Origin of the sequence: Streptomyces sp. NPDC088910, assembly GCF_044749865.1 — a bacterium.
GTDB lineage: Bacteria > Actinomycetota > Actinomycetes > Streptomycetales > Streptomycetaceae > Actinacidiphila.
In genome coordinates, this window is sequence record NZ_JBIVIV010000029.1 from 1 (window position 1) to 13799 (window position 13799).

At 72.3% G+C, this 13799-nt stretch carries 10 protein-coding genes and 1 pseudogene; all 11 read right to left on the minus strand.

Translation table 11 applies throughout. The features are described from left to right. Positions 1–961 precede the first annotated feature (961 nt). Positions 962–2929 carry a hypothetical protein gene (locus ACIP4Z_RS35445; RefSeq protein WP_401314701.1) on the minus strand — a complete coding sequence of 656 codons (1968 nt, stop codon included), beginning with the start codon at positions 2927–2929 and terminating at the stop codon, positions 962–964. A gap of 229 nt (positions 2930–3158) precedes the next feature. Then, complete coding sequence (locus ACIP4Z_RS35450; RefSeq protein WP_401314703.1) at positions 3159–3500, minus strand: FG-GAP repeat domain-containing protein; 342 nt, start codon at positions 3498–3500, stop codon at positions 3159–3161. A gap of 152 nt (positions 3501–3652) precedes the next feature. Next, positions 3653–4102 carry a DUF2199 domain-containing protein gene (locus tag ACIP4Z_RS35455; RefSeq protein WP_391042555.1) on the minus strand — a complete coding sequence of 150 codons (450 nt, stop codon included), beginning with the start codon at positions 4100–4102 and terminating at the stop codon, positions 3653–3655. A 289-nt stretch (positions 4103–4391) separates the two neighbouring features. Then, positions 4392–5063 (minus strand): response regulator transcription factor, encoded by a 672-nt coding sequence (locus ACIP4Z_RS35460; RefSeq protein WP_355335994.1) that lies wholly within the window; start codon positions 5061–5063, stop codon positions 4392–4394. Further along, the gene (locus tag ACIP4Z_RS35465) at positions 5060–6322 is read right to left on the minus strand and encodes a sensor histidine kinase (protein ID WP_401314705.1); all 1263 of its coding nucleotides are present in this window, start codon (positions 6320–6322) and stop codon (positions 5060–5062) included. The genes ACIP4Z_RS35460 and ACIP4Z_RS35465 overlap by 4 nt, the downstream gene beginning before the upstream one ends. Before the next feature lie 389 nt (positions 6323–6711). Beyond that, a complete protein-coding gene (locus tag ACIP4Z_RS35470) occupies positions 6712–7530 on the minus strand; it encodes an ABC transporter permease (RefSeq protein ID WP_401314707.1) in 819 nt (272 codons plus the stop codon). Further along, positions 7530–8459, minus strand: a complete 930-nt coding sequence (locus ACIP4Z_RS35475) for an ABC transporter ATP-binding protein (protein WP_355335988.1) — start codon at positions 8457–8459, stop codon at positions 7530–7532. The genes ACIP4Z_RS35470 and ACIP4Z_RS35475 overlap by 1 nt, the downstream gene beginning before the upstream one ends. A 268-nt stretch (positions 8460–8727) precedes the next feature. Continuing rightward, a complete protein-coding gene (locus tag ACIP4Z_RS35480; protein ID WP_401314709.1) occupies positions 8728–10551 on the minus strand; it encodes an alkyl/aryl-sulfatase in 1824 nt (607 codons plus the stop codon). A 176-nt stretch (positions 10552–10727) separates the two neighbouring features. Further along, positions 10728–12053, minus strand: a complete 1326-nt coding sequence (locus ACIP4Z_RS35485; protein WP_401314712.1) for a PP2C family protein-serine/threonine phosphatase — start codon at positions 12051–12053, stop codon at positions 10728–10730. Positions 12054–12674: 621 nt separating this feature from the next. After that, positions 12675–12836: pseudogene (locus ACIP4Z_RS35490) on the minus strand (RICIN domain-containing protein); the annotation flags it as partial. Positions 12837–12858: 22 nt separating this feature from the next. Beyond that, positions 12859–13407 (minus strand): EF-hand domain-containing protein, encoded by a 549-nt coding sequence (locus ACIP4Z_RS35495; RefSeq protein WP_355335982.1) that lies wholly within the window; start codon positions 13405–13407, stop codon positions 12859–12861. Between the last annotated feature and the right edge of the window lie 392 nt (positions 13408–13799).

Here is a 13799-nt window from a genome sequence, read left to right on the forward strand (position 1 = left end):
TGCGGATCACCTGTGCTGGTGTCGCCTCGTCGTTCCGCTGACGTGCCCGGGCGATGTTCTTCCGCACCAGGGGCGTCTGGAGGTCAATTGCCTTATCCAGGAGGTCGAGGGCTCGCTGCCCACGTTCGGCTGCCGGCGGAACCGGCCCATCGGAGGCATCTGTCGCCATGGCATGAACTCCTTAAGTCACCACGTCCCCACCGGTTCTCCTACTCAACCAGTCCACGCGGACCTTTGCACCGGATCGCTGAACTGTGGACGTCGCCGACGTCGGGCGAGTGCGTTGACGGAACCGCCTGGATCGTGGGCGGTCGAACACCGATAAGCACGAGTGGGGGCGGCGAGTGTCCTCGACCCGGTGCGGAGGGCTGGCACTCGATGCGACTGACGGACGCGTCGATGCGCAGGATGTCCCCCCATCAGAGCGCCCTGAGCCGAGGTACGGGGCCCCGCAGTCGTACAAGGATGATTTGGGCCCCCGCCGGTCGGAAGAGAATCCGACGCCGCGTCACGATGTGTCGGTCGCCTCTCGCCGGTCGGCGTAACTGGGCAGCTCCGGAGCCGGGTTCTCTGGGAGAAAATTGGGAGACGATCTTCCGATGCGGAAGACCCGCCCCCCACGGCGTTGCGGGAGCCTCCCGGGTGGTCGAGGTTGGAGGCGGGGGCGGCCCAGATGCGGTATGTGCTGACGGCAGGTTCGAAGGATGGGGCTGCGATCAGCGGGGGGACTGAGTCCGACTGCTTCAGGAGGCGGAAGCCCGGCTGTTGGGCCCATGCCCTGAGGAACTTCGCTGAGCCGTATGCGGCGGTCCACGGTTCGGTCATCACAGCGGGGACGGACTCCGCCGGCTCGGTCGCCGATACCGGGCCGGCCGTGGCTCGGAGGGCATCCAGCCGGGTCATCGTCCCCCATGGATCACGCGGATGGCGCGCGAGTTGCTACGCGGCAGGGAGCTGGCGGTCAGAGGGCGGTGTTGTACGGGTGGGCGGGGAGGACGCCGGTGTTGTACGGGTGGGCGGGGAGGACTCCGGTGAGCTCTCGTTTGGCGAAGGGGGCGGCGGCGTTTCCGGTGCCGAGGTAGCGCCATGTCGTGCCGGTGCTGTCCCGGGTGATGAGGTCGGGCTTGCCGTCGATGTTGCTGTCGCCGATGCCGAACATCTGCGTGTAGACGTTCCAGCCCGGACCGATCTTGATGCGTGGGGCGAAGGTGCCGTTGCCCTTGCCCGTGTACAGCCACAGCAGACCGGCGTTGTCCCGGGCGATCAGGTCGCCGGCTGAGGAGCCGGCGACGTTGCCGACCGCGACGATCTCTTTGTAGACGTTCCAGCCCGGACCGATCTTCGTGCGGGTGGCGTAGGGCGCCTTGGCGTTCCCGGTGCCCCGGTAGAGCCACAGCGCACCGGAGCCGTCGCGGGCCACGAGGTCGGCACGGCCGTCGCCGGTGAAGTCTCCGGTTCCGGTGATCTGCGTGTAGATGTTCCAGCCCGGCCCGACCTTGACCCGGTCGGAGCCGGTCAGTTGGTGGCTCTCGGGGTAGTACACGGTGTCCTCGCGCCACAGGACGCCGGAACTGTCGCGGGCCAGGATGTCCGGGGAGCCGTTGTCGGTGTAGTCGTGCGGAGCGGGCGGGCGCGCGACGGTGAAGCCGCCGCTCACGTTCAGCGTCGGCCCGAGGTTGTCGTACGGCTTCGCCGTGATCTGCCAGGTGTAGGCACCGTTGGGGGCGGAGCCGCTGTCGATCCCCCCGGTCCAGTCCATGAAGATCCGCCCGGCCCAGTCCATCCGCACCCAATCGGTGGTGTTGTCGGTCCGGTCCAGATGCCACCGGCCCACGGCTCCCGTCGCGGTGTGGAGCAGGGTGACGGTCACTTCGGCGTTACTGCGGGACAGTTGCCACCGCGCCTTCCACGGCGCCGGGTCGAGAGTCGCCGCCACGGGGACGCTGGAGCCGAGGAGAGCGAGCTTGGTCGGAGCTCCCTTGCTGGCGACCATGTCGGCGACCGGCGCGCCGTCGGGGCCGACGGAAACCCGGTACACGCCCTCGCCCTTGGCGACAGTGCCGCCCGTCACGAGCACCGCGCCGTCCGGCGCGGGGACGACGGTGGTGGCGTGGTCCAGGACCTTGCGCACGGCGCCGCCGCCCACCGGGACGGCCCGCAAGGAGAAGTCCCAGTCGGCGGAGCCCGCCCCGAGCTGTGTGTCCGGACCGAACACCGCCCAGTTCCCTGCCAGGCCGGTCAGGGGGTAGCCGGGACCCAGCGCGGACAGCCGCGTCACCGTGCCCGTGGCCCGGTTCTCCACGCTCAGCACCGGAGCGTTCCCGGTGCTCACGCTGGACACGTACGCCGGGGAAATGGCGGTCGTGAATCCGGCCGAGGCGAGGTGCGACGTGGTCGCGGTACCGGACGCGAGGTCGACCACCGCGAGACCGTCGGCCGTGGTCCCGCCCGCCACGGAGGTCTTGTAGGACAGCGCGAGCGCGCCGGTCGTGGCGGCCGCCGCCCGCAGTCCGAAGGCACCGCTGGGCAGGCCCGTGACCACCCGGTCGGTCGTGACTCCGTCACCGACACTCATCAAGTGCGCCTCGGTGCACGTGTCATCCGTGGGATACGGCACCCGGCACGCCACCACCGTCGATCCGACGACCCCCTTCAGGGAACGGTTCCTCCCCAACGGAACGACCGAGATGTCACCGGTCCCCATGTCGTGCAGTTCCACCCGGTGGTCCGTGTCGTACTCGGTGCCGCGCTCCAGGGCCACGACGTCGGACACCGACCCGTGCATCAAGGTCGCGGTGGACCGGCCGATGTCCCTGCCGAGCGGCGTGGTGGCGCCGCCCGCGTACCGGGTCCACAGCAGGTCCGAGTCCAGGCCGATCGAGAGGAAGCCGGTCGTACCGGCGCTGATGACATCTGCCGGAACCGGCAACGGCGGCGTGGCGCGGGGCGTGAGGCGTGAGGAGGGACGGTTCGAACGGTACCGATCCGCCGGGAACGTGAATCCTCCGGCGGCCCCCCACGTTCGAATTCGCCAGGATCGTAGCAGTCCGCGGTCTCGATCGCCGAGGTCCGCGCGGCGGGCCCGGACCCCGACAACCTGACTGATCTGCGGCTCCGCGCCCCGGCCGACGCCGACAGTGACACCTCCCACCTGGTGATCAACTGCGGGGCGCAAGCCGGGAGTTGGCGCGTGCCGGGGTCAGAAGGTGCCGTTGAGGCCGTACCAATCGGCGCCGGTCCTCGATGCCGTCACCGGTGAAGTCGCCGTGCCGGGTCATCGCCGTCATGGAATTCCAGCCGGGGCCGATCAGCCGTCCGCGACCGCTGCTGCCGGGAACGAACCACAGCCGACCGGCCAGGTCGCGGGACAGCACGTCCGCGTACCGGTCGCCGTCGATGTCCCCGAACCCCGCCTCCACCGGGCTCTTCTCCGCCAGCCACCACCCGTAGGACGGCTCCGTGCACTCGCGCTCGGTCTTGAAGAACTTCAGCGAGGTCATCGTCCGCAGATACGAACCACCTGCGCCTTCCCCCGCCCTGCCGGGCTGCTGGCGGAACACCGATCCGTCGAGCCGACACCCGGCGGTGGTGGGGTACTTGACGCGATCGGGAACGCGGGCGCCGGGCCATTGCCGGTTTGCCTCGGGTGTGGTCAGGCCGGGTGGAGTACCGCCGTGGCGATCTCGCGGACGCGGGCGGGCGTGATTCCGGTGCGCTGTTCGACGGCGAGGGGGTGGTCGGTGGGTTCGAGCTTGATGAAGGGGCGGGTGCCGAGCGGCCGGGTGTGGGCGTTGGTCTTGAGGTCGGTGGTGCTCTCGGGATAGAGGGACAGCTCGGTGCTGAGCCAGCCGAAGTACGGCTTCTCGGCCTCGCGGCCCTCGGTGTCCCACAGGTCGACGGCGCGGGTGAAACTGTCCTTGCTCAGGGAGACCCAGACGCCCCACGAGAAGACGTCCTCGCCGCCGATCACGGGTATCTCGATCAGGCCCTTGATGAAGAAGTGCTGGCCCCTGATGACGCACTGGTCCGACGACAGCATGCTGTTCGTATCGGCCTCGAAGGCGGGGTCCCAGACGTCCGGGGCGGGGGTCGAGTAGCTCATGGGGAGCTCCGCGTGATGGTTTCCGCAGCACGAACACGTGAAGCCGAGATCGTCAGACATGGCGGGATCCTAGTGGTCACGAAGCGCGAGGCCGCACCCCGAGGTTTCGGGCCCGCGCCCCGGGGATTCCCGTTGCCCGTACGCATCGCCGGGCGCGTACGGGTGGATCGGTTCCGTGCCGGAAGCCGCCGTCCCGCGAGACCTCGGGGCCGGGCGCGGGCCGAGCCGAGCGTGGGACGTGGGACGTGGGACGTGGCGGGAGGGCGGCGGAATCCGTACGTTCCGGCGGTCAGCGTTTGGAGCGGACCAGGCCGGCGTCGTAGGCGAGGATGACGGCTTGGATGCGGTCGCGGGCGCCGATCTTGGCGAGGACGCGGCCGACGTGTTTTTTGACGGTGGACTCGGAGAGGACGAGGTGGCGGGCGATCTCGGAGTTGGTCCAGCCGTTGCCGATGGCGACGAGGACTTCGCGTTCGCGGGCGCTGAGTTCGCGGAGTCGGGGGTCCTGGGCGGCCGGGGAGTCGGGCGGGGTGAGGACGTGGTGGGCGTGGGCGTCGAGCAGGCGGCGGGTGAGGCTGGGGGCGACGACGGCGTCACCGGTGGCCACGGCCTGGATGCCCGAGACGAGTTCCTCGGGGCCCGCGTCCTTGAGGAGGAAGCCGCTGGCTCCGGCGCGCAGGCCCTCGTAGGCGTACTCGTCGAGGTCGAAGGTGGTCACGATGAGGACGCGGGTACGGCCGCCGGCCGCGATGATCTGGCGGGTGGCCTCCAGCCCGTCCATGCCGGGCATGCGGATGTCCATGAGGACGACGTCGGGGCGCAGTTCGGCGGCCATGCGGACGGCCTCGGCGCCGTGGGTGGCCTCGCCGACGGGGGTCACGCCGGGGCTGCCCTCGAGGAGCATGCGCAGGCCGAAGCGCTGCATGGGCTGGTCGTCGACGATCAGCACGGAGGTGGTCATGGCAGGTGGCTTTCCGCCTTGTGGTCGGTGGGGTCGACGGTCGCGTCGAGCTGGACGTCGACGGTCCATCCGGGCTGGTCGGTGGTGGGGCCGATGGTGACCGTACCGCCGTACAGGGCGACGCGCTGGCGGATGCCGACGAGGCCGTGGCCGTGCTCGTCGTCCCCGGTGGCGGGCGCCGCGGGGCCGGCGGCGTGCGACGGGGGGCCGGTGTCGGTGACGCGGATGCGTACCGTCCCCGCGTCGGCGGTCACGGTGACCTGCGAGGCGGTGGCCGTACCGGCGTGCTTGAGGGTGTTGGTCAGGGCTTCCTGGACGATGCGGTAGACGGTGAGTTGCAGGCCCTCGCCCAGCTTGGCGAGTTCGCCCGTGGTGCGGTACGTGACCGCGAGGCCCGCCGCGCGGACCCGTGCGAGGAGCATGTCGAGGTCGCCGATGCCCGGTTGCGGTCTGAGCCGCCGGTCCGCGGCGTCGTCGTCCCCGCGCAGGACGCCGAGCACGCGGCGCAGTTCGCCCAGCGCCTGCCGCCCGGTGTCGCCGACCATGCGCAGGACCGGGGTCGAGCTCTCGTTGTTGCGGGCGGCGAGCGTCGAGGCGCCGTCGGCGAGGGTGACCATGACGGAGAGGTTGTGGCCGACGATGTCGTGCATCTCGCGGGCGATACGGGTGCGTTCGGCGGCGGCGGTGAGCCTCGCGCGCTGGTCCCGTTCGACCTCCAGGCGCCGGGCGCGGTCCTCCAGCGCGGTCAGGTACAACCTGCGGGTCCGCAGGGTCAGACCGGTGGCGACGGCGGCGGTCACCAGTCCGAGGAGGAAGAAGAGGACGAGGAACTCGCTGCCCGCGGGCTCCAGGGCGAAGACGTCGACCACGTTCGCGGCGGCGGCCACGGCGGTGGCCCAGCCCAGCACGCGCGGGGAGCTGTGCCGGGCGACATTGTGCAGGGCGATGAGCGGGCTGAACGAGGCGACGAGCCCGGCGTCCATCGCGGACTGGACGAGGAAGGCGGCGATCGTCACGACCAGCACGGTGGCCGGGGCGCGGCGGCGCCACCACAGCGGCAGGACGAGCGCGGCGAACAGCACGTAGAGGGTGGCGGTCGACGGCGCCCCGTGCGCGTCGGTCGCCGCGACGGCCGCGGGCGCGCCGCCGGAGAGCAGGTTGGGCAGGCAGACGCCCGCGAAGAGCAGGACGACCGCGGTGTCCAGCAGCCAGGGGTGCCGCCGGTCGTACTCCCGCAGGAGGCCGCTGGCTTGCAGCATGAGGTTCAGGACCGGGTGCCCCAGGGCGGCCTCGGGACCGAGGGACGGCACCGGCGTCCCCCGGTCCGGGGCGGCGAAGGCGGTTCGGGGGTCGCGGTCGGAGAATCCGGCCCCGGGGCCCCGGTCCCGGGCGGAGACCTCGACGCGGGGGGCCCGCCTCCTGGCCAGAAACCCGACTCTGAGATCCCGCCTCCCGGCCAGGAACCGCGCCCTGGCATCCCGGCCCCGAGCCGCGAGCCCGTCCCTGACATCCCGGCCCCGGGCCGCGATCGTGGCCCTGACATCCCGGCCCCGGGCCGCGATCGTGGCCCTGAAGTCCCGGTCCCGGTGCATAAGCCTCATTGTCACCGCTGGTGACCCTTCCGACGAACGGTCGGCCGCCGCGACGATCAGACGTCGGACCGCTTCAGCCGGATGGCTGCGGCGCCCAGGGCCACGGCCACCCAGGCGGCGAAGACGGCGAGCCCCGCGCCGGGCGACAGGGAGTCCGACGCCTTGTGCAGGGCGTAGATCGCCGAGCCCGCGTTGCCGGGGGTGTACCGCTCGACCGCGTCCTGGAGCGAGTCGGGCAGCAGCGCGGTCAGGCCGGGCAGCAGCAGCAACAGGCCGACCAGGGCGGCGATGCTCCCGGAGGCGGAGCGGATCAGCGTCCCCAGGGCCACGCCGAACACGGCGAACAGCGCGAGGTAGACACCGGCGCCGACCAGGCCGCGCAGCACGCCCTCGTCGCCCAGGGACAGCGCGATGTCGTCGCCGCGCAGGCTCGCCGCGCCCAGGCCGAAGGTGACCACGGCGGCGACCGCGGTGAGGACCAGGACCAGCGAGCCGATCACGGCGCTCTTCGACGCCAGGACCGGCCACCGGCGCGGCACCGCCACGTAGGTCGAACGGACCATGCCGGTGCTGTACTCGCCCGCGGACATCATCACCCCGAGCACGCCGACGATCAGGCCGGTGACGCCCGCGCCCGTCAGCGCGAGGCCGACCGGGTCGTCGGGCGTCCCGGTCACGTCGGCGCCGGGAGGACGGTAGACGGCGGCGGCGATCACGCCGAAGGCGACGAGTACGGCGACCGAGGCCCCCAGGGTGATCCAACTGGAGCGCAGCGAAAGGAACTTGCTCAGCTCCGAGCGCAGGACGCGGCGGCCGGTCACCCCCTGCCCGTCCCGGTCGGCGCGTACGGCGACGGCGATCGTGTCGGTGGTCATCAGGCGGCCTTCCGCTCGGTGCCCGCGGGGTCGCTGTGGTACTCCACGGAGTCATGGGTGAGGCGCATGAAGGCCGTCTCCAACGAGACGGTCTGCGGGGCCAGTTCGTACAGCGCGATCCCGCAGTGCGCGGCGACCGTACCGATGTCGCGGGCCGCCCAGCCGTGGACGAGCAACTCCTCGTCGGAGGAGGACGTGATGGTGACGCCCGGCGCGGCCAGCGCGTCCCGCAGCCGGGCGGCCTCGCCGCTGACGACCCGCACCCCGCCGCCGCCGGCCTGGTGCGTGAAGTCCTTGAGCGAGGTGTCGGCGAGGAGCCGTCCGCGCCCGATGACCACGAGGTGATCGGCGATCAGCTCCATCTCGCTCATCAGGTGCGAGGAGAGCATCACGGCCCGGCCCTCGGCGGCCAGCCCGGTCAGCAGGTTGCGCACCCACAGCACGCCCTCGGGGTCGAGGCCGTTGACCGGCTCGTCGAGCATGACGGCCTCGGGGTCGCCGAGCAGGGCGGCGGCGATGCCGAGCCGCTGGCCCATGCCGAGCGAGAACGCGCCCACCCGCTTGCCCGCCACGCTGCCGAGGCCCGCCAGTTCGATGACCTCGTCCACCCGGCCGCGCGGAATGCCGTGCGTGAGCGCGAGCGCCTTCAGGTGCCCGAACGCGCTGCGCCCCGGGTGGACCCCCTTGGCGTCGAGCAGGACACCGATCTGGCGCAACGGCGCCCGGTGCCGGGCGTACGGGCGGCCCCCGACGGTCGCCGAGCCCCGGGTCGGGGCGTCCAGGCCGACGATCATGCGCATCGTCGTCGACTTCCCCGCACCGTTCGGCCCGAGGAAGCCCGTCACCTCACCGGGCTTCACGGAGAACGACAGCCGGTCGACCACCGTCTTGTCCCCGTACCGCTTCGTCAGTTCACGCACTTCGATCATCGGCCTCTGGTCCCCTGGTCCTCTCACGTCCCGCGCGCACGCCTCGCGTACGGAACTCACGCGCTCACCGCGTTCGCAGCAGTCGTCGCACTCATCGCGCTCGTCGCGCTCGTCGCACTCATCGCACTCGTCGAGAACGCGGCGCGACCCGCACCTTCGACGTTACGAGGGCGGGCGGGGCGATCCCTGGAACCGTGGGAGACCCTTCGGCACGGCACTGGTACCGCGGTACCAGTGCGCTCTCATCACCCAGAACGACGGGCGGCGCTCACGGCGTGACGAGGGGGAAGTCCGGGTCCGGGGTGGCGAGGAGGGAGAGGAGGCGGGAGAGGGTGTCGGGGGTGCCCTCGGTGGTGACGTTGTCGAGGTTCCGGGTGGCGAGGGCGGTGAGGAGCTGGGCTTGGGTGAGGGTCAGGGTGAGGTCCGCGGTGGTGGCGGTGGGGGCGCCGGGAGTGGACCGGTAGGTGAGGGCGCCGTTGGACAGGGTCAGCCGCCAGGTGCGGCGGTGGTCGGTGACGTGCCAGTCCATCGTCAGCCGGGTGTCCCAGGCGCGGGGGCCGTCGACGCGGACGGCGAGGGAGTCGATGAGCTGGTCGACGGTGAGGGCCATCGCCATCTCGGGGTTGGCGGTGTCGAGGCGGACCTTGGCGAGCCGGCCGCGCAGCTCCATGGCGCCGGTGAGGTAGAAGTTGCGCCAGGTGCCGTTCTCCGCGCCCTGGCCGAGGCGGTCGTAGACGGCGGCCAGCGCCTCGCGCGCGCCCCGGTGTCCGGGCTCGGCGAACACGGCGTGGTTGAGGAGCGTGGCGGCGAACCGCAGGTCGTCGGCGTCGGCGTACTCCCGGCCCTTGGCCACGAGGGCGTCGGTGCCGCCGTAGTCGGCGGCGAAGCGGCGGGCCTGCTCGACCGGCGGGTGCTCCCACAGATGGGCCGGGTTGCCGTCGAACCAGCCCATGTAGCGCTGGTAAACCGCCTTGACGTTGTGCGAGACCGAGCCGTAGTAGCCGCGGGCCGCCCACGTACGTTCCAGAGCGGGCGGGAGGGTGAGCTCCTCGGCGATCTCCGGGCCGGTCAGGCCCTGGTTGATGAGCCGCAGGGTCTGGTCGTGGAGGTAGGAGTAGAGGTCGCGCTGCCCGGTGAGGAACGCGGTGATCTCCTCCTGGCCCCAGGTGGGCCAGTGGTGCGAGGCGAAGACGACGTCCGCCTTGCCCTCGAACATCGCCAGGGCCTCGGAGAGGTAGTGCGCCCAGATCCGGGGGTCGCGGACGACCGCGCCGCGCAGGGTCAGCACATTGTGCAGCGTGTGGGTGGCGTTCTCGGCCATGCACAGGGCCCGGTGGTCGGGGAAGAGGAAGTTCATCTCCGAGGGGGCCTCGGTGCCGGGGGTGAGCTGGAAGGCGATGCGTACGCCGTCGACCGTCTCCTCCTGCCCGGTGCTGGTGATGTGCACCGTCGGCGGCACCAGGCTGATCGTGCCGGTCGAGGTCGTCGCGCCGAGACCGGCGCCGATCTGGCCCGCCGGTCCCTTGGGCAGCTCCGCCCCGTACATGTAGACCGCTCGGCGGGTCATCGCGGTGCCCGCGTACACGTTCTCCGCGACCGCGTGCTCCAGGAATCCGGCCGGGGCCAGGACCGGGATGTCCTGCTCGCTGCCGTGCGGGACGATGGCGCGCGAGCCGCCGAAGTGGTCGCCGTGGGAGTGGGTGTAGACCAATCCGGTGACCGGGCGGTCGCCGCGGTGCTCGCGGTAGAGCGCCAGGGCCGCCGCCGCGGTCTCCGTCGAGATCAGCGGGTCGATGACGACGACGCCGCGCTCCCCCTCGACCAGGGTCATGTTCGACAGGTCGAACCCCCTGACCTGGTAGATCCCCCGCGTGACCTCGTACAGGCCGTACCGGGCGCAGAGCTGCCCCTGCCGCCACAGCGACGGATTCGCGGTCGGCGGGCACTGCGCCGCCGTCATGAACGCGTACGCCCCGCAGTCCCACACCACCGACCCGTCCTCGGCCGTCACCGCGGTGGACGCGGGCGCGGCGACGAAGCCGCGGTCGGCGTTCGCGAAGTCCCGGACGTCGTCGAAAGGGAGGTCAGCCATGAGACGAGGCTAGGGCGCTATGCGGCTTTTGTCCTCAGGGCGCCGAGATGAATGGCTGAGGTGAACGCCGAGGTGAGCAAGGGGCGGCGGCCCGGCGGCGCGAGCGGTCAGAGACCGGCCGCGCGGGGGGGCCAGTCACGGTCAGAGACCGGCCGTGCGGGGCGGGGCGGGCGGGGTCAGATACCGGCCGTGCGGGGCGGGACGCGGAGCGCCAGCAGGGCGGTGTCGTCGCTCGCCCACCCACCGCTGTGGTCGTCGAGGACGCGGCCGATCCGCTGGACGACGGAAGGGGCGTCCATGCCGTGGCAGGCGGCGAGGGCGGCGGCGAGATTCTCCTCGCCGAACAGCGGCCGCGGGGCTCCCGGGACGATGGGGCGGGGACGGGCCTCGGTGGCGCCGTCGGTGTAGAGCAGTAGCGTGTCGCCGGGCGCGAGCCGGAAGCGGACGTCGGTGAGGTGCACGTCGGGCAGGACGCCCAGCAGGCTGCCGCGGCGGCCCGACTCCTGGACGCGGCCGTCGGCGCGCAGGATCAGGGCGGGCGGGTGCCCGGCGGTGCACAGGCGGCCGGACACGCCGGTGGCGGTGGTACGGAAGGTGGCGTGCACGGCGGTCAGGAACCGGCCGTCCGTGCGCTGGTCGAGCAGCGCGGAATTGAGATGGTCGAGGACCACGGCGGGCGATAGGTGCTGCGTGGCCTGCGCGCGCAGGGTGTACCGGGCCAGCGCCGTGACCTTGGCGGCCTCCGGGCCCTTCCCGCACACGTCGCCCATCGTGGCGCACCACCAGGGGCCGCGGGCCTGGAAGAGGTCGTAGAAGTCGCCGACGACCATGCCGCCGTCCGCCGGGGTGTACGAGGCGGCGGCGTCCAGACCGGAGACCGTCGGCAGGACGGGCGGCAGGAAACTGTCCTGGAGGCTGCGTACGAGGTCGGTGGTCGCGGCCAGCGCGGTGCGCGCCGTCTCCAGCGAGGTCCGCAGATTGATCTCGTTGCCGACCGCCCGCGCGAGGGTGGCCAGCGTGGCCAGTTCCGTGGGGCGCCAGGCGTGCGGGCGGTCGTCGATCACGCACATGCTGCCCAGCACCTCGCCGCCCGGTCCGAGGATCGGGTAACCCGCCCACGCGCCGATCTTCATCGGCTGTACGGAGGGGTGCTCGCGGGTGCGCGGGTCGGTGGCCGCGTCCTCGACGGCGAAGGGCTCGCCGTCCAGGCCGACCAGGAAGTAGCAGAAGCTCTCCCGCACCGGATTCTGCCGACCCGCGATCTCCGTGATGTCGACCCCGACGCACGACTTCCAGAACGAGCGGCGCTCGTCGACCAGCGTGATGAACGCCCGGGAGCAGCCGGTCACCGCACCGGCCAGGGCCGCCAGGTCCTCGAACTCCGGCTCGGGACCGGTGTCCAGCAGGCCGGTCGCCGCCACCGCGGCCAGCCGCCTCGGATCGTCGAGCGCGGCGGGCAGCCCGTCCGCCCGCAGCCCGCCCCGGAAAGCCACACCCTGCATCGCAGCGCCCTCCCGGACGATCCCGGCCACCCGCGACCGGGGGCCAGAGAGGAGCCGCCGCGCACACCGACGGACGCCAAACATTTGACGTATGGCAACAATAACCACGGACGGGGGCGGGGAGCGGCCGTGCGGGCCACATTCTCCCGCCGCGGGAGGCCGGGCGGCGGCGGGGAGCCGGGCACGCCACGGCCACGGGCACCGCGCCGCCGAGCGGTGTGATCGTGAGCACAGGGGCCGCGGGCGCGGCCGGTGCCTGGTCCGGGCCTGATCCGGGAGCGGCCGGGGCGTGGCCGGTGCCTGATCGGGGCCTGATCCGGGAGCGGCCGGTGGCTGGTCCGGGCCCGGTCGGGGAGGCCGGGCGTCGGGGGCGGGCGTAGAGACGTACGGGAGGGGCGTACGTACGCGGGCACGTACGCCCCTCCCGCAGCGGCCGGGACCCGCGCACCGGCTTCTCGATGCGCCGACCGCCCACCCGCCCGAGGCCGGGCCGGGCTCAGCCCGGAAGCGTCCACGCCTGGTTCGCGCCGCCGTCGCAGTCCCAGAGCTCCACGAGGGCGCCGTTGGCGGTGGCGGCCCGGTGATGTCGAGGCAGCCGCCCAGCGCGCGGACCGCGCCGCCCGCGCCGGGAGTGACCGTCCACTTCTGCGCGGCCGTGCCGTTGCGGGTGAAGAGCTGGACGGCCGTGCCGTTCGCGGTGCCGCTGTTCGCGATGTCGACGCACTTGCCGGGGATGCCGGAGGTGATCGCGCCCGCCGTCGTGACGCGGGCCCGGCGCCTCACGCACGGGCCCGCGGCGGCGACCTCAGTGCCGCTGCGTCGGGAACCGTCCGCACAGCCAGTTGCCCGGCTCCGCCGGGTCGTCGCTGATCCAGAACTGGCGCCACAGCAGGGTGAATTCCTCGCGGCTGAGGTGGCCGTCCCCGTTGAGGTCGAGGAGTTCGAAGACGCCGGTCATGTCGACGGGCCGGCCGTTCCAGGTCTCGACGAGCGTGCGGTGCTCCTCCGGGGAGATGACGCCGTCACCGTTGGCGTCCACGGCCTCGAACACGGTGTCGGCGGTGGCGACGACGTCCGCGATCATCGTGGGCAACCGGTCGACGAGCGCGAGCAGTTCACCCCAGTCGACCGCGCCGTCCCCATTGGTGTCGCCGGTCTCCAGCAGCGCCGCCCACCAGCCCATCAGCAGCGTCTCGACGCGTGCGCGCAACTCGGTGCCCGGCGCCACCGCGGGCAGCCGGTTCCAGCGGGCGACGAGCGCCCTGAAGTCCTCCTCGCGCAGGTAGCCGTCACCGTCGGCGTCGAACGCGCCGAACATCCCCCTGAGCTTCTGCTCCTGAAACGCGCTGGCCATGAGCGGTCCCCCTCGACCTCGACCCGAACCACGAAGCACCCGTGCCCGCCGCCGCGCGGCGACAGCGGGCAACAATCAACGGTAGGCCGGGACGCGCTCGCGCCACCACAAGCACATATGTATGGACATTCACCCTTTGGAGCCAGCGGTGCCCCCGCCCTCAACGCCCGTCCGCCGCGCGGCAGTCGACCCCTGACGGATGCGCGAAGACGCCGGACGGACGCGTCCGCTCCGCGGCCCCCACCTGGCACCTCACCGCCTGCGGGGTCCTCGCGAACGCCTAGGGCCCGCCCGGCGGTCGTCGTCCGGCGGCGCGGCCTAGGGCGTTTCGTTTGGATCATCGGGCGGACCAGATGAAGATGCCGGCGAGGTGGAGTCCGGCGAGGTAGATG